General features: G+C 63.7%; 23 protein-coding genes. 17 read left to right on the top strand and 6 right to left on the bottom strand.

Features of this window, described 5'->3' with window-relative positions:
* Positions 1 to 1,500 (bottom strand): Asp-tRNA(Asn)/Glu-tRNA(Gln) amidotransferase subunit GatA, encoded by a 1,500-nt coding sequence (gene gatA, locus AABB87_RS01035; protein WP_341969257.1) that lies wholly within the window; start codon positions 1,498 to 1,500, stop codon positions 1 to 3.
* Entirely contained in the window at positions 1,500 to 1,799 is a 300-nt protein-coding gene (gene gatC, locus AABB87_RS01030) for an Asp-tRNA(Asn)/Glu-tRNA(Gln) amidotransferase subunit GatC (protein WP_058721208.1), read from the bottom strand. Before gatC ends, gatA begins: the two co-directional genes overlap by 1 nt.
* Positions 1,800 to 2,155: 356 nt before the next feature.
* Between gatC and AABB87_RS01025 the strand changes: the two genes are divergently transcribed.
* From AABB87_RS01025 to rodA, 5 genes are all read left to right on the top strand, one after another.
* A complete protein-coding gene (locus tag AABB87_RS01025) occupies positions 2,156 to 3,199 on the top strand; it encodes a rod shape-determining protein (protein ID WP_058722426.1) in 1,044 nt (347 codons plus the stop codon).
* Positions 3,200 to 3,335: 136 nt separating this feature from the next.
* A complete protein-coding gene (mreC, locus tag AABB87_RS01020) occupies positions 3,336 to 4,388 on the top strand; it encodes a rod shape-determining protein MreC (protein WP_341969256.1) in 1,053 nt (350 codons plus the stop codon).
* Positions 4,385 to 4,906, top strand: coding sequence for a rod shape-determining protein MreD (gene mreD / locus AABB87_RS01015; RefSeq protein WP_341969255.1), 522 nt, complete (start codon positions 4,385 to 4,387; stop codon positions 4,904 to 4,906). The genes mreC and mreD overlap by 4 nt, the downstream gene beginning before the upstream one ends.
* Positions 4,906 to 7,032: a penicillin-binding protein 2 gene (gene mrdA / locus AABB87_RS01010; protein WP_341969254.1), complete on the top strand. Its 2,127-nt coding sequence runs from the start codon at positions 4,906 to 4,908 to the stop codon at positions 7,030 to 7,032. Before mreD ends, mrdA begins: the two co-directional genes overlap by 1 nt.
* Positions 7,029 to 8,183: a rod shape-determining protein RodA gene (gene rodA / locus AABB87_RS01005; RefSeq protein WP_341969253.1), complete on the top strand. Its 1,155-nt coding sequence runs from the start codon at positions 7,029 to 7,031 to the stop codon at positions 8,181 to 8,183. The genes mrdA and rodA overlap by 4 nt, the downstream gene beginning before the upstream one ends.
* A 27-nt stretch (positions 8,184 to 8,210) precedes the next feature.
* Here the strand turns inward: rodA and AABB87_RS01000 are convergent, their stop codons facing one another.
* Together AABB87_RS01000 and AABB87_RS00995 are read right to left on the bottom strand one after the other, a co-directional pair.
* Positions 8,211 to 9,719 carry a sensor histidine kinase gene (locus tag AABB87_RS01000; protein WP_341969252.1) on the bottom strand — a complete coding sequence of 503 codons (1,509 nt, stop codon included), beginning with the start codon at positions 9,717 to 9,719 and terminating at the stop codon, positions 8,211 to 8,213.
* A gap of 30 nt (positions 9,720 to 9,749) precedes the next feature.
* The gene (locus AABB87_RS00995; protein WP_058721213.1) at positions 9,750 to 10,421 is read right to left on the bottom strand and encodes a response regulator transcription factor; all 672 of its coding nucleotides are present in this window, start codon (positions 10,419 to 10,421) and stop codon (positions 9,750 to 9,752) included.
* 151 nt (positions 10,422 to 10,572) lie between these two features.
* On the opposite strand from AABB87_RS00995, the gene recA reads away from it, so the two are divergent.
* The 11 genes from recA to AABB87_RS00940 all read left to right on the top strand — a co-directional run bounded on the left by recA (position 10,573) and on the right by AABB87_RS00940 (position 20,512).
* Positions 10,573 to 11,613, top strand: a complete 1,041-nt coding sequence (gene recA / locus AABB87_RS00990; protein WP_341969251.1) for a recombinase RecA — start codon at positions 10,573 to 10,575, stop codon at positions 11,611 to 11,613.
* 51 nt (positions 11,614 to 11,664) lie between these two features.
* Positions 11,665 to 12,039: a nuclear transport factor 2 family protein gene (locus AABB87_RS00985; RefSeq protein ID WP_341969250.1), complete on the top strand. Its 375-nt coding sequence runs from the start codon at positions 11,665 to 11,667 to the stop codon at positions 12,037 to 12,039.
* 95 nt (positions 12,040 to 12,134) lie between these two features.
* Complete coding sequence (locus AABB87_RS00980) at positions 12,135 to 12,704, top strand: regulatory protein RecX (RefSeq protein ID WP_341969249.1); 570 nt, start codon at positions 12,135 to 12,137, stop codon at positions 12,702 to 12,704.
* A 172-nt stretch (positions 12,705 to 12,876) separates the two neighbouring features.
* Positions 12,877 to 13,482, top strand: a complete 606-nt coding sequence (locus AABB87_RS00975; RefSeq protein ID WP_341969248.1) for a DUF2889 domain-containing protein — start codon at positions 12,877 to 12,879, stop codon at positions 13,480 to 13,482.
* A 25-nt stretch (positions 13,483 to 13,507) separates the two neighbouring features.
* Positions 13,508 to 14,668: an ADP-forming succinate--CoA ligase subunit beta gene (gene sucC / locus AABB87_RS00970; protein WP_058721218.1), complete on the top strand. Its 1,161-nt coding sequence runs from the start codon at positions 13,508 to 13,510 to the stop codon at positions 14,666 to 14,668.
* Positions 14,669 to 14,741: 73 nt separating this feature from the next.
* Positions 14,742 to 15,635 (top strand): succinate--CoA ligase subunit alpha, encoded by an 894-nt coding sequence (gene sucD / locus AABB87_RS00965; protein WP_058721219.1) that lies wholly within the window; start codon positions 14,742 to 14,744, stop codon positions 15,633 to 15,635.
* Between the two features lie 137 nt (positions 15,636 to 15,772).
* Positions 15,773 to 16,516 (top strand): TerC family protein, encoded by a 744-nt coding sequence (locus AABB87_RS00960; RefSeq protein WP_341969247.1) that lies wholly within the window; start codon positions 15,773 to 15,775, stop codon positions 16,514 to 16,516.
* Between the two features lie 14 nt (positions 16,517 to 16,530).
* Positions 16,531 to 17,616: a serine/threonine-protein kinase gene (locus AABB87_RS00955; protein ID WP_341969246.1), complete on the top strand. Its 1,086-nt coding sequence runs from the start codon at positions 16,531 to 16,533 to the stop codon at positions 17,614 to 17,616.
* Entirely contained in the window at positions 17,613 to 18,401 is a 789-nt protein-coding gene (locus tag AABB87_RS00950) for a Stp1/IreP family PP2C-type Ser/Thr phosphatase (RefSeq protein WP_341969244.1), read from the top strand. The genes AABB87_RS00955 and AABB87_RS00950 overlap by 4 nt, the downstream gene beginning before the upstream one ends.
* 187 nt (positions 18,402 to 18,588) lie before the next feature.
* A complete protein-coding gene (locus tag AABB87_RS00945; RefSeq protein ID WP_058721223.1) occupies positions 18,589 to 19,248 on the top strand; it encodes an FHA domain-containing protein in 660 nt (219 codons plus the stop codon).
* A 154-nt stretch (positions 19,249 to 19,402) separates the two neighbouring features.
* Entirely contained in the window at positions 19,403 to 20,512 is a 1,110-nt protein-coding gene (locus AABB87_RS00940) for a GGDEF domain-containing protein (RefSeq protein ID WP_341969242.1), read from the top strand.
* Positions 20,513 to 20,605: 93 nt separating this feature from the next.
* Here the strand turns inward: AABB87_RS00940 and AABB87_RS00935 are convergent, their stop codons facing one another.
* Together AABB87_RS00935 and AABB87_RS00930 are read right to left on the bottom strand one after the other, a co-directional pair.
* Positions 20,606 to 21,424 carry an HDOD domain-containing protein gene (locus AABB87_RS00935; RefSeq protein ID WP_058721225.1) on the bottom strand — a complete coding sequence of 273 codons (819 nt, stop codon included), beginning with the start codon at positions 21,422 to 21,424 and terminating at the stop codon, positions 20,606 to 20,608.
* A 169-nt stretch (positions 21,425 to 21,593) separates the two neighbouring features.
* Positions 21,594 to 22,355 carry a sulfite exporter TauE/SafE family protein gene (locus AABB87_RS00930; RefSeq protein ID WP_341969241.1) on the bottom strand — a complete coding sequence of 254 codons (762 nt, stop codon included), beginning with the start codon at positions 22,353 to 22,355 and terminating at the stop codon, positions 21,594 to 21,596.
* Between the two features lie 537 nt (positions 22,356 to 22,892).
* Between AABB87_RS00930 and AABB87_RS00925 the strand changes: the two genes are divergently transcribed.
* The gene (locus AABB87_RS00925; RefSeq protein WP_341969240.1) at positions 22,893 to 24,308 is read left to right on the top strand and encodes a TIGR03790 family protein; all 1,416 of its coding nucleotides are present in this window, start codon (positions 22,893 to 22,895) and stop codon (positions 24,306 to 24,308) included.
* Positions 24,309 to 24,409: the final 101 nt, after the last annotated feature.

Below are 24,409 nucleotides of genomic sequence, written 5' to 3'. Positions count from 1 at the left end.
TCAGATGCCTCCCGGCGCCGAGGCGTGCCAGGCTGTCGCTTGTTGCAAGGCGTGGGCTGCGTGCAGCAGCTGGCCTTCCTTGAAATAGTTGCCCAGCAATTGCAGGCCCACGGGCATGCCGCCTTCGCCCACACCGACCGGCACGCTCATGCCGGGCAGGCCGGCCAGCGAGCCGGGCAGGGTGAAGATGTCGGCCAGATAAGCCTTGACCGGATCGTCCTTGCCTTCGCCATGCTTCCAGGCCACGGTGGGTGCCACCGGGCCGGCGATCAGATCGCACTGGGTGAAGGCTTGTTGGAAGTCGTCGGCAATCATGCGGCGCAGCTTTTGCGCTTGCAGATAGTAGGCGTCGTAATAGCCATGGCTGAGCACATAGCTGCCGATCATGATGCGGCGCTTGACCTCCGCGCCAAAGCCTTCGGCGCGGGTCTTTTTGTACATGTCCAGCAAATCGTCGTACTGAGCCGCGCGATGACCGAAACGCACGCCATCGAAGCGGCTCAAATTCGAGCTGGCCTCGGCCGGGGCAATGATGTAGTAGACGGGAATTGCCAGCTCGGTACGCGGCAGGCTCACATCCACCAGGGTGGCGCCGAGCTTTTCCAGCTCGGCCAGGCCTTGGCGCACGGCGCTGTTGACGTCGGCCGCCAGCGCCTCGGGGAAGAACTCCCGCGGCAGACCGATGCGCAAGCCCTTCAAGGGCTGGGCGGCGGTGGCGCCTTCGCGTGCTTGCAGCATCTGCGCATGGAAGTCCTGCGGAGCCTGCTGGATGCTGGTGGCATCGCGCTCATCAAAGCCGCTCATGGCCGAGAGCAGCAGGGCGCAGTCCTCGGCCGAGCGGGCCATGGGGCCGGCTTGGTCCAGGCTGGAGGCAAAAGCGATCATGCCGTAGCGCGAGCACACGCCGTAGGTCGGCTTGATACCAGTGATGCCGGTGAAGCTGGCCGGTTGGCGGATGGAGCCGCCCGTGTCGGTACCCGTAGCGCCGGGCACCAAGCGGGCCGCCACGGCCGCGGCCGAGCCACCGGAGGAGCCGCCAGGCACGCGCTCGTGGTCCCAGGGGTTCATCACAGGGCGATAGGCCGAGTTCTCATTCGCCGAGCCCATCGCAAACTCGTCGCAGTTGAGCTTGCCCAGGCTGACCGTGCCGGCCGCATTCAGGCGCGACACCACGGTCGCGTCGAAGGGGCTCAGATAGCCGCTCAGGATCTTGGAGCCGGCCGTGGTGGGCATATCGCGGGTGACGAAGATGTCCTTGTGCGCCAGGGGCACGCCGATCAGGGCACCGGTTTCACCGGCGGCGCGGCGCGCGTCGGCGGCTTGGGCGGCGGCCAAGGCCTGCGCCTCGTCCACATGCAAAAAAGCGCCCAATGCGTCAGCAGCGGTAACACGCGCAAGCAGATGTTGCGTCACTTCGAGGCTGGAAACCTCTTTGGCCGCGAGGGCGCGGCTGAGTTGGGCCACGCCCAAGTCATGCAGGGATGTAGAAGTCTTTGTCATTATTCGATGACCTTGGGAACCAGGAACAAACCGTCTTCAATCGCCGGCGCGCTGCGTTGATTGAGTTCGCGTTGATTGCTTTCCGTGACCGCGTCTTCGCGCAGGCGCAGGGACACTTCCTGCACCGCCGACAGAGGCGTGTAGAGCGGTTCGACACCGCTGGTGTCCACCGCACTCATCTGTTCAACGATCTTGAAAAACCCGTTCAACTGGGTCAGCAGTTCGGCGCTTTCGGCGGGCTGCAATTCCAGCCGCGCCAGATGGGCGATGCGGCTTACGTCTTGAGGGGTCAGAGCCATGGCAAGTCTTGTCCGAGGGTCGGGAGGATTCAAAGGCCGATGATTTCGCACATCTCAGCTGAAGCTAGGCTCAGCTAATAGCAAACATAAGGCTTTTGCGGTAGAGAATTTAGGGGGTGATCAGTTATTATCTCCGCTTATCTCTATAGCACCGGGGCTGCGTGTCCTTTACAGGTACGCGCAGCCTCGTTGCATATGGCGATGCCCCAAGTACACCATTGCCCCGAAGGCTCGGTTGGCGCTTTTTTCGGCCACCCTGCCCCAAAGAACCAAACACTGCCCGAACCACGCGCAGCGGCCACAGCGATTTGCAGCCCCAGGCTCAGATGCTCGGCCCCGCGCCCGCCAAAAACATGATGTTCGCCTCCCTGCGCCGCTATTTCTCTACCGACCTCGCCATCGATCTGGGCACCGCCAATACGCTGATTTATGTCCGCGGCAAGGGCATCGTGCTGGATGAGCCCTCGGTCGTCTCGATCCGCCACGAAGGTGGCCCCAACGGCAAGAAAACCATTCAAGCCGTCGGCCATGAAGCCAAGGCCATGCTGGGCAAGGTGCCGGGCAATATCGAAGCCATCCGCCCGATGAAAGACGGCGTGATCGCCGACTTCACGGTGACTGAGCAGATGCTCAAGCAGTTCATCAAGATGGTGCACGATTCCAAGATGCTGCGCCCCAGCCCGCGCATCATCATCTGCGTGCCCTGCGGTTCGACCCAGGTTGAGCGCCGCGCGATTCGTGAGTCCGCTCTGGGCGCTGGCGCCTCCGAGGTCTACCTGATTGAAGAGCCGATGGCCGCCGCGATTGGCGCCGGTCTGCCGGTGTCGGAAGCGTCGGGTTCGATGGTCGTGGACATCGGCGGCGGCACGACGGAAGTCGGCGTGATCTCGCTGGGTGGCATGGTCTACAAGGGCTCGGTCCGCGTCGGCGGCGACAAGTTCGACGAAGCCATCATCAACTACATCCGCCGCAACTACGGCATGTTGATCGGCGAGCCCACCGCCGAAGCGATCAAGAAGAACATCGGCAGCGCCTTCCCCGGCTCCGAAGTCAAGGAAATCGAAGTCAAGGGCCGCAATCTGGCCGAAGGCGTGCCGCGCAGCTTCACCATCTCGTCCAACGAGATCCTGGAAGCCCTGACCGACCCGCTGAACCAAATCGTCTCCGCCGTGAAGAACGCGCTGGAACAGACCCCGCCCGAGCTGGGCGCCGACATCGCCGAGCGCGGCATGATGCTGACCGGCGGCGGCGCCTTGCTGCGTGACCTGGACCGCTTGCTGGCCGAAGAAACCGGCCTGCCGGTGCTGGTGGCCGAAGACCCGCTGACCTGCGTGGTGCGCGGTTGCGGCATGGCACTCGAGCGCATGGAGCGCCTGGGCAGCATCTTCACTTACGAGTAAAGCCATGTGGCCTGCTGCGCGGCCCCGATGCGCTGCTGAGCAGCGCCGCGGCGGCAGCAGCAGCGGCAAACACCCAAGCTCGCGGCCGCTCGCAGCGGCCTGCTAGGCGGACATTCTTTCGGCGCACGACTTCGCCATGCCTCTCGGCCCACCAGATCGCACGACACCGCCCATCTTCCGTCAAGGCCCCTCGGCCCTGACCAAGCTGCTGCTGTGCGCCGCCGCCGCCGTTTTTCTGATGGTGGCGGATGCGCGTTTCAAGGTGGTGGAGCCCGCCCGCCAGACCCTGGCCCTGGCCCTGCATCCGGTACAGCGGCTGTTGCTAACGCCGGTTGACGCCTGGGAAGCCTTCCAGGACTATCTGCGCGGCACCGAACGCGCCATGGTTGCAGAGAACCAAGCCCGCCAACAACTGGTGCGGCAGGCGGAGAGGCTCTCCCGCGCCGAGCAGCTGCAACAGGAAAACCAGCGTCTGCGGGCCTTGCTGGATTTGCGCCCGGCCTTGCAGGTGAGTTCACTTTCGGCCGAGGTGCTGTACGAGGCGCCCGATCCTTATTCGCGCCGCGTCGTAATCGACCGCGGCAGCTTCAACGGTGTGCAGCTGGGCGCGCCGGTGATCAATGAAGAGGGCGTGCTCGGCCAAGTGACGCGGCTGTACAAGCTGTCGGCCGAGGTCACGCTGCTGAACGACAAGGACGCCGCCATTCCCGTGCTCAACACCCGCACCGAACAGCGCAACGCCGCCTTCGGCAATAGCGACGGCAGCGGCATGGAGCTGCGCTTTCTGGCCGCCAACGCGGACGTCAAAGAAGGCGATGCCTTGACGACCTCGGGGCTGGACGGCGTCTACCCGCCCGGCTTGCCGGTGGCCAAGGTGACCGTGGTGGAGCGGCGCGGTGACAGCAGCTTTGCCCGCGTCAGCCTGCAACCGGTGGCGCGGCTGGACAGCGTGCGCCATGTGCTGGTGCTGCAACCACTGGCACAGCATGAAGCCGCGCAGGCCGAAGCCGCCGAAGCCGCGGCCTCCGCGGCAGCGGCCGCCGCCAGTGTGAAGTCGGCCCGCAAAGCTGCCGCTAGCTCAGCCGCAGCCGCATCGAGCGCCGGCCATGGCGCCAGCGCGGCACCCAAGGCAGCCGCCAAGCCGGCCAGCAAGCCCGCAGCCAAACCCGCCTCCGGAGCCAAGCCATGATCATGCCGCGCGGCTCCGGCCAGCTCTTGCTGCCGGCCAATCCACTCTTCATTGCCCTGACGCTGATCCTGGCCCTGGTGGCCGATATGGTGCCGATTGGCCGCTCACCGATGATGCCGGACCTGCTGGCCGTGGTGCTGGTGTTCTGGGGCGTGCATCAGCCGCGCCGCGTCGGCGTGGGCTGGGCCTTTGCCTTCGGCCTCTTGATCGATGTGCACCACGGCTCGCTGCTGGGTCAGCACGCCCTGGCCTACAGCACCTTGGTTTATGGCGCGGTGAGCCTGCATCGCCGCATTCCGGCCTTTGGCCTGATCGGTCAAGCCTTGCATGTCTTGCCGCTGTTTGCCGCCGCGCACGCGGTGTCGCTGCTGGTGCGCATGCTGGTGGGCGGCATGTGGCCGGGTTGGACCCTGGCCTGGGCGCCGCTGTTTGAGGCGGCGCTGTGGCCGCTGGCCACCATCTTCTTGTTGGCCCCGCAACGCCGCGCGCCTGATCGCGACGCCAATCGCCCGCTGTAATGACCGTTCTCAAAAACGTCGAACAGGAGCTGTCACGCTTTCGCCTGCGCCTGATCGCGGCCGCCGGCTTTGTGCTGTTCTGCTTCGGCCTGCTGGTGGCGCGGCTGATTTTTTTGCAGGTGATTCAGCACGACAGCCTGCTGGACCGCGCCGAGAGCAATCGCGTCAGCGTAGTGCCCATCGTGCCCAACCGCGGCCTGATCAAAGACCGCAACGGCATTGTGCTGGCCAGCAATTACTCGGCCTACACCTTGGAGATCACGCCCTCCAAGGTGCCTGATCTGGACGCCACCATCGACCAGTTGGCTCAGGTCATCGAGATCCAGCCGCGCGACCGTCGCCGCTTCAAGCGCCTGATGGATGAGAGCAAGAACTTCGAGTCCCTGCCCATCCGCACCAAGCTCAACGAGGCGGAGGTGTCGCGCTTCACCGCCCAGCGCTTTCGCTTCCCTGGCGTGGAGATCAAGGCGCGCCTGTTCCGCAACTACCCGCTGGGCGAAGTCGGCGCGCATTTGCTGGGCTATATCGGCCGCATCAACCAGGCCGAGAAAAAGGCCATGGATGAGTGGGAAGAGGAAGACATCGCCAACTACCGCGGCACCGAATACATCGGCAAGCTGGGCATCGAACAAAGCTACGAGAAAGAGCTGCACGGTCTGACCGGCTTTGAAGAGATGGAAACCAGCGCCGCCGGCCGCGCCGTGCGCCGCCTGGCCTACCGGCCGCCCACGCCGGGCAATACCTTGCAGCTCTCGATCGACATCCGCCTGCAAGCCCTGGTGGAAGAGCTGTACAAAGACCGCCGCGGCGCCCTGGTGGCGATTGACCCGCGCAATGGCGAGGTGCTGGCCTTTGTGTCCAAGCCGACCTTTGACCCCAATCTGTTCGTCGATGGCATCGATGCCGATAGCTGGCGCGAGCTCAACGACAACCTCGACAAGCCGCTGCTGAACCGAGCCCTGCGTGGCACCTACCCCCCGGGCTCGACCTTCAAGCCCTTCATGGCCATGGCAGCGCTGGACTCGGGCAAGCGCGCGCCGGGCACCATCGTCCAAGACAACCTGACCTTCAGCTTCGGTGGCCGCACCTTCGGCAGCCCCGAGACCGACCGCCCCGGGCCCAAGGACATGCGCCTGGCCATCGTGCAGTCCAGCAATGTGTACTTCTATACCCTCGCCAATGAAATGGGGGTGGATCTGATTCACGACGAGCTGGAGCCCTTTGGCTTTGGCCGCCGCACCGGCATCGACGTGCAAGGCGAGGTCAGCGGCTTGCTGCCCAGCACCGAGTGGAAGCGCCGCTACTTTGCCAAGAACCCGGCGAACCAGAAGTGGTTCGCCGGCGAGACCATTTCGCTGGGCATCGGCCAGGGCTATAACAACTTCACCATGTTGCAGCTGGCCACCGCCATGTCCACCCTGTCGACTGGCGGCCAGCGCTACAAGCCACGGCTGGTGCGGCAAATCGAGGACGTGGTCAAGCACGAGCAGCGCCAGTTGTCCAACGACGCGCTGCCGTCGCTGCCGCTCAAGCCCGCCGATGTGGCAGTGATCCGTAACGCCATGCATGGTGTGACGCTGGAGGGCACCTCGCGCGCTGTGTTCGCGGGTGCCGCCTACCAAAGCGGCGGCAAGACCGGCACGGCCCAGGCCATTGGCCTGAAGTTGGGCGAGAAGTACAAGGACATCAAGGCCGACGAGCGCAAGCGCGACCATTCGCTCTACGTCGCCTTCGCGCCGCTGGAAGCCCCCACCGTGGCCCTGGCGGTGATTGTGGAGAACTCCGGCTTCGGCTCCACCTCGGCCGCGCCCATTGCGCGCCGGGTCTTCGACTATCTGCTCACCGGCGTCTACCCCAGCGAGGAAGACATTGCCCTGACCCAAATCGGCAAGAGCACCTTGCCGGTTGGCAAGCCGCGCCCCATCGCCGAAGTGCCTTTGCCGGGCGCTCCCACCACGGCGGCCGCTGCGGCTTCCGCAGCTTCGGCGGCTGCCTCTGCAGCGGCGTCAGCACCGGCCACCACAAACACGGCCGGCCAAGCCGCCCCGACACCTGCCGCGGCCCGCCCAGTTGCGCCTGCGGCCAGCCGGGCCTCCGCCCCGCAGCGAGGAGCCTCCACACCATGAACGCCGTGTTCAACAAACCCAGCTTGTGGCAACGCCTCAAGCCCATGTTCAGCGGCTTCGATCTGCCCCTGCTACTGGCAATTGGCTGGATGATGGGCTTGGGCCTGCTCAGCATGTATTCGGCCGGCTACGACCACGGCACTCGCTTTGTGGATCACAGCCGCAATATGCTGATCTCCATCGCCCTGATCTTCCTGATCGCGCAGATTCCGCCGCAGCGCATCATGCAGCTGGCGATTCCGCTCTACACCATCGGCATCGTGCTGTTGCTGGCCACGGCGCTGTTCGGTATCACCAAGAAGGGCGCCACGCGCTGGCTCAATATCGGCGTGACGCAGATCCAGCCGTCCGAGCTGCTCAAGATCGCCACCCCCTTGATGCTGGCCTGGTGGTTCCAGAAGCGCGAAGGCTTGCTGCGCCTGCCGGACTTCATTGCCGCCTTTGTGTTGCTGGCCATCCCGACGCTGTTGGTGGCCAAGCAGCCTGACTTGGGCACTTCCATCTTGGTGGCGTCGGCCGGCCTGTATGTGATCTTCTTTGCCGGCTTGTCGTGGAAGCTGATCATCCCAGCCTTCATCATCGGCGCGGCCAGCATCACCACCTTGGTGATGAGCGAGGAAAAAATCTGCCAGCCGGATGTGGAGTGGCCGGTGCTGCGCGAATATCAAAAGAACCGCGTCTGCACCCTGCTGGACCCGACCAAGGACCCGCTGGGCAAGGGCTTCCACATCATTCAGGGCGAGATCGCCATCGGCAGCGGCGGCATCACCGGCAAGGGCTTTATGAAGGGCACGCAAACCCATCTGGAGTTCATCCCCGAGCGCACCACCGACTTCATCTTCGCCGCCTTCGGCGAGGAGTTCGGCCTAGCCGGCGCCTTGGCCCTGTTGGGCGGTTTCACCGCCCTGATCCTGCGCGGGCTGATGATCGCCTCGGACGCGCCGACCCTGTTCTCACGCCTGATGGCGGGGGCGGTGACGATGTCTTTCTTCACCTACGTGTTTGTCAATATGGGCATGGTCAGCGGCATCTTGCCGGTGGTGGGCGTGCCCTTGCCCTACATCAGCTACGGCGGCACCGCGATGGTGACGCTGGGCATTGGCCTCGGGCTTTTGATGTCCATCGCCAAGACGCGGCGCGTGCGTTACTGACGCTCGAACCGGCACCAACAAGGCCGCTCAGGCCTGGTCCACCGGCTCGGCCGCCTGGGCATGGAAGCGCACCGTGAAGCGTGCGCCCGGGCCACCGCTGTCGGCCTCCAGCGGCACTGAGCGCTTGGGCCGGGTTTCATCCAAAGTCAGATCCGCCTCATGCTGCTGCGCAATTTCGCGCACGATGGCCAGCCCTAAGCCGGAGCCATCCACATTGGTGCCCAGCGCGCGATAGAAGGGCTGAAACACCTTTTCGCGCTCGGCCTCGGGCACACCAGGGCCGGAGTCTTCCACCTGCAAGACGCTGACCTGGCCGAAGGGGTCTTCCACCACCCGCACCGTCACCGTGCCACCCGCCGGGGTGTAGAGCAGGGCGTTGTCCACCAAATTGCGAATCAGCTCGCGGATCAAGAGCGGGTGGCCCAGCACGCGCAAGCCACTTTGCTCTTGGTCGGGCCCTTCAAAGCCGAGGTCGATGCGTTTATCAAAAGCACGTGGCACGAAGTCGCGCACCGTCTCGATCGCCAGCTCGGGCAGATTGACCAGCTCCCGCCGCGCCGCATGTTCCTGATCTTCGGCCCGGGCCATCGCCAGCAACTGGTTGACCATGTGCGCGGCACGCTGGCTGCTGAGCGAGATTTGCTGCAGCGAGCGCTTCAAATCGGCCGGCTCGCTGCGGCCCTCGTCAATTTCCCGCTGCACGAACTCAGCTTGCGCGCGCAGGCCCGCCAGCGGCGTTTTCAGCTGATGGGCGGCGTCGGCCAGAAAGTGTTTTTGGCTGCTGATCGACTGATCCAAGCGCGCCAGCAAGTCATTGATGGCACCCACCAGCGGCGCCACTTCCTCGGGAATGCGGCGCTCGTCGATGGGACTGAGGTCGGAGCTATCGCGCGAGCGGATGCGACGCTGCAACTCGTTGAGCGGCGCGATGCCGCGCGCCAAAGCCAGCCACACCAGCAGCACGGCCAGCGGCAGAATGACGAACTGCGGCAGGATCACGCCCTTGATGATCTCGTTGGTCAGCTTGCCACGCTTGCCCAAGGTCTCGGCCACCTGCACCAGCATGGTCTTGCTGCTGCCAGCCATGCCCTCGGGCGAGACCCACAAGTACGCCACCCGCACCCGCTCATTGCCCACTTCATCGTCGCGGAAGTGCAGCTCCCAGGGCACGATCAGCTCGTCATCGGTCGGCACCGGCAGCTTGGCGTCGCCGTTGAGCAGCTCGCCGCGCAGGCCCAACACTTGGTAGAACACCGTGTCGCTCTCGTCCGCGCGCAGCAAGGCGGCGGCCTCGGGCGCCAGCGCGTATTGCGCCCGGCCGGTTCGCCCAGCGGCCAGAGCCGCCGAGGTAGACGCCACTTGCAGGCCTAACGTGCGGGCCATCTCGCCCAGCTCGCGGTCATAGGGCTTGGCCGCAATGCCTTGCGCCACCAGCCAGGTCAACGCCACGCTGATGGGCCAAATAAGCAGCAGCGGCGCCAGCATCCAATCCAGGATCTCGCCGAACAGCGAGCGTTGGCCGGACTCAGCAGCCATGGCGATCCCTCACTGCCGAGCGCTTGAGCATCAGCCGGGAATTTTCTCGAGGCAATAGCCCAGGCCACGCACCGTGGCGATGCGGATCGGCCCCTGCTCGATCTTCTTGCGTAGGCGATGGATGTAGACCTCGATGGCGTTATTGCTAACTTCCTCGCCCCACTCACACAGGCGCTCCACCAACTGGTCCTTGCTGACCAAGCGGCCGGCGCGCTGCAGCAGCACTTCGAGCAAGCTCAGCTCACGCGCCGACAACTCAACCATCTGCTCATTGATATAGGCCACCCGCCCGGTGGCATCGAAGGACAGCGGCCCATGCTTGATGACGCTGGAGGCCGTGCCCAGGCCGCGGCGCGTCAGGGCGCGCACCCGCGCCTCCAACTCCTGCAGCGAGAAGGGCTTGGCCATATAGTCGTCGGCGCCCAAATCCAGGCCCTTGACGCGCTGCTCCACGCTGTCAGCGGCAGTCAAGATCAGCACGGGCATCGAAGAACCGCGCGCGCGCAGCTTGCGCAGCACTTCCAGGCCGTGCAGGCGTGGCAGGCCCAAGTCAAGAATAACCAGATCAAACTCATGGGAAGCCAGGGCCGCATCGGCCTCGGTGCCAGTACCCACCTGGTCCACCGCATAGCCCGAGGCCCGCAGCGAACGCAGCAGGGCGTCCGCCAAAACCTGGTCGTCTTCGGCGATCAAAATACGCATGGCGGTCTCCGGCAGGGCGATTTGTTGTGAGCGCATTCTAGGTTTGCCGCCGAGCCCGGCTGTGAAGACAATCCCTCGCAAGAATTTTCAAAACCACTGTACAAACATACAGATTGCGCCATAATCCGCCCAGCTCATTGAGGAGAAATTCATGGACGCCCCAGTCAAACCCACCATCAGTGCTGAAAAAGCCAAGGCCTTGCAGGCCGCCCTGTCGCAGATCGAAAAGCAATTCGGCAAGGGTTCCATCATGCGCCTGGGCGAGGGCGAGGTGATTGAAGACATCCAGGTGGTGTCCACCGGTTCGCTGGGTCTGGACATTGCCCTGGGCGTTGGCGGCCTGCCGCGCGGCCGCGTGGTCGAAATCTATGGCCCTGAGTCCTCGGGCAAGACCACCCTGACCCTGCAAGTCATCGCCGAGATGCAAAAGGTCAACGGCGTCTGCGCCTTCATCGACGCCGAGCACGCTCTGGACATCCAGTACGCGCAAAAGCTGGGCGTCAATCTGCAAGACCTCTTGATCAGCCAGCCCGACACCGGCGAGCAAGCCCTGGAAATCGTTGATGCGCTGGTGCGCTCCGGCTCCGTGGACCTGATCGTCGTCGACTCGGTGGCAGCGCTGACACCTAAGGCCGAGCTGGAAGGCGAAATGGGCGATTCATTGCCGGGTTTGCAAGCCCGCTTGATGAGCCAGGCCCTGCGCAAGCTGACGGCCACCATCAAGAAGACCAATTGCATGGTCATCTTCATCAACCAGATCCGCATGAAGATCGGCGTGATGTTCGGCAGCCCCGAAACCACCACCGGCGGCAATGCGCTGAAGTTCTACGCCTCGGTGCGCCTGGACATCCGCCGCATCGGCTCGATCAAGAAGGGCGACGAAGTCATCGGCAGCGAAACCAAGGTCAAGGTGGTCAAGAACAAGGTGGCCTCACCCTTCAAGACCGCCGAGTTCGACATCCTTTACGGCGAAGGCATCAGCCGTGAAGGCGAGATCATCGACATGGGCGTGGTAGCCAAGGTGGTCGAAAAGTCCGGCTCCTGGTACGCCTATAACGGCGAGAAGATCGGTCAGGGCAAGGACAACGCTCGCGAATTCCTGCGCGAGAACAGTGACATCGCCCGCGAAATCGAGAACAAGGTGCGTGATTCGCTGGGCGTTCCGCTGCTGGCGGCGGCCCAAGGCGAGTAATTCGGGCTATCGCCCGGATCAGCGCACCGTCCCGCCGCTGGAGCCTGCCCCATGAACACACCACGCGAACGGGTGCTGCGCTACTGGCAGGCCGCTAACGACCGTGAATGGCAGACATTCGCCGAGTTGCTGGCCGAGCAGATCGTTTACGAAGTGCCGCAAACCCGGGAACGGGTGCGCGGCCGCGCCAATTACGTCGAGTTCAACCGCACTTGGCCAGGCCTTTGGCGCGCCGATATCCAGCAACTGGTGGCGGACGATCACCAAGCCGTCTCGGTGATCGCCTTTCATGTCGACGGCACGACCGAGACCGGAATTTCGGTATTCGAATTTGATGGTGACGGCCGCATTGCTCGCATCACCGACCACTGGCCGGTGCCGTACGCGCCGCCCGCGCGCGCCTGCGACTGCATCGAGCGGTATTGACGCCGCAGCACGGCTCAAAGCAAGTCACAGCGTGTCACGGTGGCCGAAAGCGACTTACAGCCACGAACCATCGCCCACTTGTGCGCAAAGCGCCCATGAATCACAAACCCCTTTCCCTGAAGGCTCGCGCCATCGCCTTGCTGGCCCAACGCGAGCACAGCCCGAGCGAGTTGCGCCGCAAGCTGCTGCGCATCGAGAACGAACGGCGCCGCCAGGAAAGCATGCGCGAAGGCAAGGCATCAGTTGATGACGACAGCACAAGCGCGGCGCCGGAACTCGTCGACGAGTTGCTGAGCTGGCTGCAGACGCAGGGCTATTTAGACGAAAGCCGCTTCGTGGAGTCACGCCTGCATGCCCGCGCCAGTCGTTTTGGCAATAGCCGCATCAAGCAGGAGTTAGCCCAGCACCGCCTGAGCTTGAGCGCGGAGCAATGGCAAACCCTGAAAGCGAGCGAACTAGAGCGCGCCCGGCAAGTCTGGCGGCGCAAGTTCGGCCTCTCTGCTGACATTGATGCCGAGCTTGATGCTGAATCCGATGCCGCCGCACCAAGCGGCGCCGAGCTGGCCGCGATGCGTGCCAAGCAAGGCCGCTTCCTGGTGCAGCGCGGCTTCGCGCCGGAGGTGATACGCCAAGTCTTGCGTGGTGTCAGCGCGGGCGAGGACTGAAATTCGCCTGAAACGCCTTGAAACCCGCCCATTTTGGGGCGTTTGCTGGGCCGCTGACAGTTCCGTGAAAGCCTTGCGGCAGCGCAACATGCTACATTGCCGTCTGCGCAGCGAACGGCCCGTCGACTTATTTCATCCGGGTTTCGTCCCTGCGCTCAGCTGTTTTTTGCCCATGTCCTCCTCACCCATCCCCAACTCTCCGCGCCGACTGATCCACCGCCGCGCCATCGATGTGCAAGTTTTTGCACGCGATGATGAGTTGTTTGAGGTTGAAGCCGGGCTGGTCGACAGCAAGACGCAGGACATTCCCCTGGCTGACGGCATCCGTCATGCCGGTGATCCAATCCACGATATGACCCTGAGCTTGGTCATTGACCGTCAAATGACGATTCGCCAAGCCAGTTCGGTGACGCGCTGGATGCCTTATCCCGGCGCTTGCGAGTCGCATGGTGACGCCTACGCCAAGCTGGTCGGCCTGAACTTGATGCGGGGCTTCCGCCTCGGCGTCAAAGACCGCCTCAGCGGTGTCAAAGGTTGCACCCATTTGACCGAGTTGTGCCAGGTCTTGCCTACCGCGGTGATCCAAGCCTTTGCCGGCACGGTGATCGACACCCGCGAAGGCTCGGCCGAAGGTCACCCGCCGTTCCAGATCGACCGTTGCCATGCCTTGCGCAGTGACGGCTCGGTCGTCGAAACTCACTACCCTCGCTGGTATCGCAAGATGGCAGAAGCGGCGCAAGCCGCCGAGCCGCGAGCGCTGCCTGCTTCCTCTTCCTGACTTCCTCCAGAAAAGCGAGACCCCTATGAAGATTCACGAGTACCAGGCCAAGGAAATCCTGCGCCAATTCGGAGTGCCGGTGCCGCGTGGCCATGCGGCTTTCACAGTGCAAGAAGCGGTTGAAGCCGCACAGAAGCTGGGCGGCCCGGTCTGGGTCGTGAAGGCGCAAATCCACGCCGGTGGCCGTGGCAAGGGCGGCGGCGTCAAGCTGGGCCGTTCGCTGGAAGACGTCAAGAAGCTGTCCGAAGAAATCCTCGGCATGCAGCTGGTCACACACCAGACTGGCCCCGAAGGCCAGAAGGTTCGCCGCCTCTACATCGAAGACGGCGCTGACATCAACAAGGAGCTGTACATCTCCCTGGTGACCGACCGCGGCACGCAAAGCGTTGCCTTCATCGCTTCGAGCGAAGGCGGCATGGACATCGAGGAAGTGGCTCACTCCACCCCCGAGAAGATCATCACCGAGATGATCGACCCCCTGGTCGGCCTGACCGAAGCCCAGTCGCGCAAGATCGCTGCGACCATCGGCCTGAGCGGTGCCTCGATCGACCAAGCCGTCGACCTGTTCGCCAAGCTCTACAAGTGCTACATGGACACCGACGCGTCGCTGGTTGAAATCAACCCGCTGAACTGCGATTCCAAGGGCAATCTGATCGCCCTGGACGCCAAATTCAACTTCGACGCCAACGCCCTGTTCCGTCACCCAGAAATCGTGGCTTACCGCGATCTGGACGAAGAAGATCCGGCCGAAGTGGAAGCCTCCAAGTTCGACCTGGCCTACATCTCGCTGGACGGCAATATCGGCTGCCTGGTGAACGGCGCCGGTCTGGCCATGGCCACCATGGACACCATCAAGCTGTTCGGCGGCGAGCCGGCCAACTTCCTGGACGTTGGCGGTGGCGCCACGGCCGAGAAGGTCACCGAAGCCTTCAAGATCATGTTGAAGAACCCTGACGTCAAGGGCATTCTGGTCAACATCTTCGGCGGCATCATGAAGTGCGACACCATCGCCGAAGGCGTGATCACCGCTTGCAAGGCCGTGAACCTGTCCGTGCCGCTGGTGGTGCGCATGAAGGGCACCAACGAAGAGCTGGGCAAGAAGATGCTGGCCGAATCCGGCCTGCCCATCATCGCCGCCGATTCGATGGCCGAAGCCGCAACGAAGATCGTTGCCGCCGTCGCTTAAAGACCTTGCGGGACAGACCGACCGAGCGTACTGGCGAGTCGCTCTGTCCCCAACTGACTAGGAAGAATTCGCAATGAGCATTTACATCAACAAAGACACCAAGGTCATCACCCAAGGCATCACGGGCAAGACCGGTCAGTTCCACACTCTGGGCTGCCAGGCTTACGCGAACGGCAAGAACGCCTTCGTCGCTGGCGTGAACCCCAAGAAGGCTGGCGAGAAGTTCTCGGACATCCCAATCTACGCCACCGTCAAGGAAGCTGCTCACCAGACCGGCGCCACCGTGTCGGTGATCTATGTGCCGCCCGCCGGTGCCGCTGCTGCCATCTGGGAAGCTGTGGAAGCCGATCTGGATCTGGCCATCTGCATCACGGAAGGCATCCCCGTCCGTGACATGCTGGAAATCCGCAACAAGATGAAGGCCAAGGAAGCCGCCGGCGGCAAGAAGACGCTGCTGCTGGGCCCCAACTGCCCCGGCCTGATCACGCCCGAAGAAATCAAGATCGGCATCATGCCCGGTCACATCCACCGCAAGGGCCGCATCGGCGTGGTCTCGCGCTCCGGCACGTTGACGTATGAAGCCGTGGCACAGCTGACCGAAATCGGTCTTGGCCAGTCCTCAGCAGTTGGCATCGGTGGCGACCCGATCAACGGTCTGAAGCACATCGACGTGATGCAAGCCTTCAACGACGACCCGGATACCGACGCCGTCATCATGATCGGTGAGATCGGTGGCCCGGACGAAGCCGAAGCCGCTCGCTGGTGCAAGCTGAACATGAAGAAGCCCGTCGTTGGCTTCATCGCTGGTGTGACTGCCCCTCCCGGCAAGCGCATGGGCCACGCAGGTGCCCTGATCTCTGGCGGCGCCGACACGGCCGATGCCAAGCTGGCAATCATGGAGGAGTGCGGTTTCACCGTGACCCGCAATCCTTCCGAAATGGCCAAGCTGCTAAAGGCTCTGCTGTAAACCTCTTCCGCTGCAAAGCCGGGCCGCAGCGGCCCGGCTCGATCCGGAACACCAAAGGGGCTCAGGCCCCTTTTTTCATTGCGTCCGCGCCGCCACGCCTGTCGGTATAGTGGCCGGGCAGCCATTTAGAAAAACCAATGGACAATTTCCTCAGCCCCGAGTTCTGGCTGGCCGTCGGCCAGATCATCATGATCGACATCCTTTTGGGTGGCGATAACGCCGTTGTGATCGCACTGGCTTGCCGCAAACTGCCCGATGCACAGCGCACCAAGGGCATTCTGTGGGGCACAGCAGGTGCCATCGTGCTGCGCGTCGTACTGATCTTCTTTGCCCTGACGCTGCTGCAACTGCCTTATCTGAAATTGGTCGGCGGCCTCTTGCTGCTGTGGATTGGCGTCAAGCTGCTGATGCCCGAAGACGAGGACGAGCACGACGGCATCCAGGCCAGCGACAAGCTCTGGGCCGCCGTCAAAACCGTCATCGTGGCCGACTTTGTGATGAGCCTGGACAACGTCATCGCTATCGCCGGTGCGGCACAAGCCGCAGGCGGCGAACACCAAATGCCCTTGGTGATCTTCGGCCTGCTGGTGTCGATCCCCATCATCGTCTGGGGCAGCCAGTTGGTGATCAAGCTGATGGACCGCTTCCCTGCGGTCATCACTGTGGGCGCCATGCTGCTGGGTTGGATTGCCGGCACCATGATGGTGGGCGACCCTGCGCTGGCAGCCTGGGTACCCACTCAAGCCGCTGACCAAGCAGGCGCACCCGCTCATGTGCTGCCGCTGTGGCACTACGGCTGCGGCGTGGTGGGCGCTTTGGCGGTGCTGGCCTTGGGCAAATGGCTGGCGGCTCGCCAGGCCGCACCTGCGTCAGCCGGCTGACACGCGGCATAACGATGAGCGGCTTCTGGCAGCGCTTGCTCGGTCGGCCTCACTCCGGTGAGGCCGCCGGTCAAGACCTGACCCCAGCCCCCGCCGAAGCGCAAGTGCAGGCACCCGCCGCCGGCGAAGGGCTGGCCGCCTACGAGCTGCAGGGGGAACTGGGGCGTGGCGCGATGGCAGTGGTGAATCTGGCGGTCGAGCGCAAAAGCGGCCGTACCCTGGCCATCAAACGCCTGGCCTTGCAGCGCGAATTCGCGGCCGAGGATCTGGCCGATGTGCGCCAGCGCTTTATGCGCGAAGCCAAAGCAGCCCGCCACCTGCAACACCCGGACATCCTGCAAGTGCTGGACGCCGGCGTGGACGGGCAGGACACCTGGATTGCGATGGAGTATGTGCAGGGCCAGGACCTCAGCCACTTCACCCGCTCCGGCACCTTGCTGCCCATCAACGAGGTGCTGCGCCTGGGGCAACGCCTGGCCCTGGCGCTGGACTATGCGCACCAGCAAGGCGTGGTGCATCGCGACATCAAACCCGCCAATGTGATGCTGGACCGCGGCCACGGCGTGCTCAAGATCATGGATTTCGGCATTGCCCGCATTGCCGATGGCAGCCGCACCCGCACAGGCTTGGTGCTGGGCACGCCGTCCTTCATGTCGCCCGAGCAATTGGCCGGGCTCAAGGTCGACGGGCGCAGCGATCTCTATTCGCTGGGCGCCATGCTGTATCAACTGCTGACCGGCCGTCTGCCACACCAGACCGACTCGATGGCCCAGCTGATGTACCAGATCGCCAACGAGCCGCCGGCCGATGTGCGCCACTACCGGCCCGACCTGCCGGAAAGCCTGGCCCTGGTGCTGGCCCTGGCGCTGGAAAAGCGCCCCGAGCTGCGTTATGCCAGCGGCCAGCAAATGGCGCAGGACCTAGGCGCCGTGCTGGAACAAACCGGCGAACTCGGCGATGCCAGTGCCGCCAAGCTGCAAGGCCAGGCTGCCAGCGCCGAATCTGCCAAATTGGACCCCGGATTCGCCCAAACTGTGCGCCTTCAGCTGAAGGAAGCAGGGCAGAATCCCCCACCAGCTAACCACACAGAATTGCCATGAGTTTGGAGTTTTTCAGCGCCACCGATGTCGGGCGCGCGCGCAACAACAACGAAGACTCGGTGGCTTTGGACGAGAACGTGGGCCTGGCCGTGCTGGCCGACGGCATGGGCGGCTATAACGCCGGTGAAGTGGCCAGCCAGATGCTGACCAGCTTCATCCGCGCCGAATTGGGCCGCTGGCTGAAAGAATCCAGCGCCGAGGCGACCCATGTTGATCTGCGCCGCGCCATGGACATCTGCGTGGACAACGCCAACCGCGCCATCTTCAACGCCGCCAACACCAATCCGCGCTATGCCGGCATGGGCACCACGCTGGTCTTGGGCGTGTTCCGTGAGGACGGGTTGCTGCTCGGCCATGTCGGTGACTCGCGTGGCTACCGCCTGCGGGGCGGCCAGCTCATCCAAATCACCCGCGACCATTCCCTGCTGCAAGAGCAATTGGACGCTGGCTTGCTGACCCCGGAAGAAGCGGCCTACTCCAGCAACAAGAATCTGGTCACGCGCGCCGTGGGCGTCGAAGACACCGTGATGTTGGAATTGCACCAACACGAGGTGCAGCCTGGTGATGTTTACCTGTTTTGCTCCGACGGCCTGTCGGACATGCTGGAAGACGAGGCCATGCGCCAGTTGCTGCTGGCGCATCCCACCTTGCCGGAAGCCGCGCAAGCCCTGATCGACGCGGCCAACGACATGGGCGGCCGGGACAATATTGCCCTGGTTTTGGTGCGCGTCGAAGGCCGCCTCAAGCCCGAAGGTCGTACTTGGTGGCCGTTTGGGCGTCGCTAAGAGGCGTCAACAAGGGTTGCCGAGAAGTCAAAGCGCTGCGAAGCGACATTCGGGGCGGCTATCATCGCTGCCGTAGACGCTCTGCGAACCAGGCGCGCCGGCCGGCAAGATTTCACGCTCGGATCTGCCACGGCTTGAGCGGGCGCGCCGCACTCGTGGCATGCAACAACAGAATTTGAGGTCAAAGATGGGCAAGCTGGTGGTTTCGCTCGATGGTGTGGTGATCAAGGATGTCCAGATTACAAAGGACAAAACCACGCTCGGGCGCCGACCTTACAACGACATCGTCATCGACAACCTGGCGGTGAGCGGCGAGCATGCCGTGCTGCAGATGGTGGGGGCCGACGTCTTCATCGAAGACCTCAACTCCACCAACGGCACCTACATCAACGGCAAGGCCATCAAGAAGCAGTTGCTGGCCAACAATGACACGGTCGAGATCGGCAAGTACAAGATCAAGTTCTTGCTGGAAGACAACGGCGACTACGAGAAGACCATGATCCTGAAGTCGGGCGCTGCCGGGGCCACGCCCAGCGGCTTCGGCCTGCCTTCGGCCTTTGCCTCACTGCCGACGGCCGCCACCGCCTTGCCGGCCACCATCAAGGTGCTGACCGGCGCCGCCGCCGGCCGCGAAGTCAGCCTGACCAAGGTCGTCACCACCGTGGGCAAGCCCGGCGTGCAGGTGGCCTCCATCACCAAGCGGCCCAGCGGCTATGTGTTTGCCCATGTGGAAGGCCTGGCGCGCCCCAGCGTCAACGGCAGCCCGCTGACCGGTGAATCGGTGGCCCTGAAGAATGGCGACGTGATCGAGTTGGCCGGCACACAGATGCAGTTTGTGCACGGCTGAGTCAGCCTCACCGGTTTGACGGCGCAGCAACGCTGCGCCGAGGGCTCAGCCAGGGATATACCCTGGCAAGATCGGGCCCGCAAAGTGGCACTTGCCATGCAGAATCAATGCACACCGGGCGCGCTTGGGGCGCGCCGTGCAGCATTGATCCCACGTGAGTAGTTCCAGCATTCAATCCGACACCCCTCTTGACGCCCCGCTGCCGCCGGCCAAGCCGGTGCGCGCGCTGGGTTGGCGCTTAGGTCTTGTCGTGTTGCTGACGTGCAGCTTGGCCGTTGGACTGACCGAATGGCTGAATCTGCCCGCTGGCCATGCCATGGGCTGGACGCAAGCGCAGCCACCCGCACCTCAAGCCTTGCCGGGCCAGGCCCGTGCCGGTGCGCAAGAACTGCTGTTCGAGCCCAGCAGTGCCGGCGCCGTTGATCTGCAAGCTGCGCCACCCCCGCAGCCATCGCTCCAATGGCTGGCGCGTGACCTGGGCCTGATCCTGCTGCTGAGCCTGGCCCTGCATGGGGTACTCAGAAGGATGCTGCTGCGGCCCATGCAGGCGCTGGACGGCCTGGCTCGCAGCCTGAGCCAGGATTTGCTGGCCGAGCGGCAGCGCAGCGCGATGCTGCGCCAACAGACCGAGCAGCAGCATGATGCGCTGCTGCAAGCGCGGCAGGCACACGCCGCCACGACGCGTGAGCTGAGCGAACTCAGCCGCGTGGATGCGTTGACCGGCCTGCCCAACCGGCGCGAGTTCGAGGAAGCCCTGCGGCGTGAGTTCAAGCGCGCCCAGCGCCAGCGCGGTTGCCTTGCTTTGGCGGTGCTGGATCTGGACCGCTTCAAGAACTTCAACGAGCGTTACGGCCAGGCCGCCGGAGATGCTGCCTTGCAGCGCTTCGCCAGCTTGCTGGCCGAGCGCTTCAAACGCGATACCGATCTGGTCGCCCGCCTGGGTGGCGAGGAGTTTGTGGCCTTGCTGCCGGGCTTTGAGCCGCAAGCCTGCCAGCAGTTGCTGGAGCAGTTGCGCGAGGATCTGCGCGCCTTGCAGATTGCGCATGCCGGCGGCGTCAACGAGAGCCTAACCCTGAGCGTCAGCGTGGGCCTGGCGGCCTACAGCCCCCAGCAACCCTATCTGAGCTCACAAGCGCTGATGCAGGCTGCCGATGAGGCGCTCTACCTGGCCAAACACACGGGGCGCGACCGCCTCAGCCGTGCGGCGATTTCAGCTGCCTCGCCTCGGTCAGCTCAGGCAGATATGGCGGGCCGTAAAGTCTGAACCGATCAAGCCTTGGAGCAAGCGCCGCGGCGGCACCTGCCCGCAGCGCTCAAGGGCAACACCTAACGGCCGTATATAGCGGACTTAGCGGGTTTAGCGGCCGTGTTCCTGCGCCTGCTGCAGCTGCTCGCTGACGCGGCGCGCGGCGCGCAGCACCAGGGTTTCATCCAGCGAGGCCTGGGGCGAAATCTCATGCGCCACCTGTTCCAGCTTGGCCGGCTCCATCAACAAGGCCCAAGCCACGGTGGAGATGGCACTGACACCACGTCGCTGCAGCGCATCGGGCATCACCAGGCTGTCTTGCACCTCAACGTGATGGCGCACGCTGGCCACCGCGGCGGGCGCCAGGCCCCAGCTCTCGCACAAGGCGGCGCCCAGCGCGTCATGCGTGACGCCAAAGGCGCGGCGCTCCAACTCCACCAATTCAACGTCCCGCGTGGCCGCGCGCAGCATGGCCGGGTAATGCGCTGGCGCATGGCGATACAGCACCGCCTTGCCGCATTCCTCAAACAGGCCGGCAGAATGCGCGGCCCAGGGATCGACACCCAGCATCTGGCCCATGCGGCCCATCATCACGCCGCGCTCGGAGGCACGGCGCCAGACTGGATCCAACTCAGCCGCCGGCGGGAAGGCCGCGCGTAAACCCATCTCGAAGGTGATGCCCGAGACCTCGCGCATGCCCAGATAGGTCAGGGCCTGATGCACCGTCTGCACCTTGCCGCGCAAACCGTAGAGCGAGGAATTGACCGCCTTCAACACCGCCGCAGCCAGGGCCATATCGGTTTCCACCAGGGCGGACATGGCCAGCAAATCAATGTCTTCGGCTGCCATCAGCAGCGACAACTTCACCAGCACTTCCGGCTGGGTCGGAATTTCTATTTCAAGCGTACGAAGCTGCGGATCAACAGACATGGTCAGATTCCTCGAATTGTTCTTGATGTTAGCGCCTGCGCTGGGCTTCTTAGCTTGGGCATTGCGCCTATTGCAGCAGCTATTGAACCGGCTTTTCGCGACACCTGCTCACGGTGGTGAATAGTGAGCAGCATTGCAGGGTACGGCGCCTCTGCACGCAAGCCCTGGCTCAACGCAAAAAGGCGTCGTAACCCGTCTTCAGAATCAGCGCGCCGACCACCAACACAAACATGCTGCGTACAAAACCCGCCCCGCGCGCCAGGGCCATGCGCGTGCCCACCAAGCTGCCCAGCACATTGGCCACCGCCATCACCAGGGCCACCTGCCACCAGATATGCCCCTTGGAAGCAAACAAGGAGATGGCCGCCACATTGGTGGCCACATTCATCAGCTTGGCGGTGGCCGAGGCGTGCAAAAAGTCGTAGCCCAGCACGCGCACGAACAAAAAGACAAAGAAGCTGCCTGTGCCCGGGCCAAAGAAGCCGTCGTAAAAACCAATCACCAGGCCAATCGCAGCGGCCACCCAGGTTTCCGCCCGGCCCGCAAAGCGCGGCGCATGTTGGCGCCCCAGATCCTTGCGAGCCAGGGTGTAGATCAATACCGCTAACAAGATCAGCGGCAGGGCACGCCGCAAGAAGCCGGCATCGACCAAAGTGACCGTCCAGGCGCCGGCAAAACTGCCCAGCAAGGCGATCCCAGCGGCCGGCAGCAGGGCGCGCCAGTTCAAGCTGACGCGCTTGGCGTATTGCGCCGTGGCCCAAGCGGTGCCCCACACCGAGGCACCCTTATTGGTGCCAAACAAGGTGGCTGGCGCCGCCTGCGGAAACACACCGAACAAGGCCGGCACCAGAATCAGCCCGCCACCCCCCACCACCGCATCCACAAAACCGGCCAGCAAAGAGGCCAGGGCAAGAATCGACAACTCAAACATGGGCGGGAAACGGGGGCATGGACAACAGAGCCGGGCGCAAAAGCCCCGGGCAAAAATAAAACGAGCGCCTGGATCACTCCAGGCGCTCGTGATTGTGACAGTGTCACTTTTTTCGTCTTGAATTACTGCTTGAGTTGTCTCCTCAGCCCGCCTTTGTCGATGCCGCTTGCGCGGTAAGGACATTACGTGGGTGCAAATGTAGGCGGCCAACCCCCATGCACGCACTTGGGGTTTTTACGGGCAATTTGCACCTTTATGGGTGGTTGGCGTGCACTTACTTGTCCGATATCTCCAATAAATCAAGCACTTATTCTTCTAAGCAATGCACTTTTTTGGGATTAGCCAAGTAGGGTTCAAACGCGGATTGAGCCGCTTTGGGCTTGATATTTGTTGTGTTTTGGCAAACTTAGTCGCTTGTTCTAGACCTCATTCGGCCGGGCGGCAAGCGCTTTTTTCTGCCCGCATAGGACAAGTACAGCCCATAAGCCGGGCCAACTCGGTACATTGAGCCTGACGGCGGATGCAAAACTAGCAAGCATGTTGTTCCCTCTTCATTCTTCGCTGCGTACCCGCGTGTGGGCCGGCCTGCTGTGCCTGAGCTTGCTCGCCTGCGGCGGCGGCGGTGGCGGCAACAGCAGCAGCGCCACGTCCGTCAGCACGCCAGCCCCCGTGGCAGCGCCGACCCCGGCGCCAACGGCCAGTGCCACCAGCACCCTGGGCCTGAGCTTGCCCCGCCAAGGCCTGAATGCCAGCGAACTGGGCGTGATCGTGGCCGAGGGCGATGCGCTGTCAGAAGCCATTGCGGCCTACTACCAAGCGGCACGAGGCGTGCCTGCGGCCAACATCATCCGCGTCAAGGTCGACACCAGCAGCCCGACTATTTCCGCCACAGCTTTTGCCAGCCTGAAGGCCGATGTGGACGCAAAATTGCCAGCCGGCGTGCAGGCCAGCTTGGTGACCTGGACGGCGCCCTCCCGCGTGGTGGACAGCTGCGCCATGAGCATCACCAGCGCCCTGGCCTTTGGCTACAACAGCAAATACTGCGGCGGCTGCGCCAGCACGGCCAGCTCCGCCTACTTTGATTCGGAGTCGCGCCAGCCCTGGACCGATTTGCGCATACGCCCGGCCATGATGCTGGGCGCCACCACGCTGACCGCCGCCAAGGCCCTGATCGACCGCGGCGTGCAAGCCGATGGCAGCCTGCCCAGCGGCGATGGCTATCTGATCAACACCAACGATGCGGCGCGCAGCATCCGCTCCAGCGATTTCAGCCCCTTGTCTGCGTCCTGGGCCGGACGCCTGACGCTCAATTACATCAACAACAGCCTAGGGCCAGACAGCGGCAACAGCATCAGCGGCAAGACCGGCCTGCTGTTCTATTTCACCGGCTTGGCCAGCGTACCCAATCTCAGCAGCAACAGCTTCCGCCCCGGCGCGGCGGCGGATCACCTCACCTCCTACGCCGGCCTCTTGCCGACGAGCGGACAGATGTCCGCCCTGGCTTGGTTGGATGCTGGCGCCACCGCCAGCTACGGCACAGTGGAAGAACCCTGCAACTTCAGCAATAAGTTCCCCAAGGTATCGACCTTGATCGATCAGTACTACCGCGGCGCCAGCCTGATCGAGGCCTACTGGAAGGCCGTGGAGTGGCCCGGCCAAGGCCTGTTCGTCGGTGAGCCCCTGGCCCGCCCCTTCCCCGACAGCCCCAGCTTTGTGCTGCAAGGCAATCAATACCAGATCAGCACACGCGCCCTGCGGCCCAATAGCAGCTATGCGCTGGACTATCGCGTCGGCACGGCCGGTAGCTGGGTGCGGCTGGCCAGCTTCAGCACCGGCGCGGTGCCCACCCAAAACCTCAGCGCGCCGCTGCCGCCCGCAGACGCCACCCAGCTGCGCTGGCTGGGCCCTTGCCCTAGTGATGCCAAGCAGCTCTGCACCTTGAGCAGCAGCTAAATCCCAGGGTATAGCGGGGCAGGCAAAATAGCGCACCGCGCCGCCCCAGCGCAATACAGCGCCCCCATGACCTCCCCCTTGTCCTTTTTCCCGCCCGCCCG

The sequence above is a fragment of the Roseateles sp. PN1 genome (genome assembly GCF_038419725.1).
Taxonomy (GTDB): Bacteria; Pseudomonadota; Gammaproteobacteria; order Burkholderiales; family Burkholderiaceae_C; genus Paucibacter_A.
This window is presented reverse-complemented; position numbering and strand designations above follow the sequence as displayed.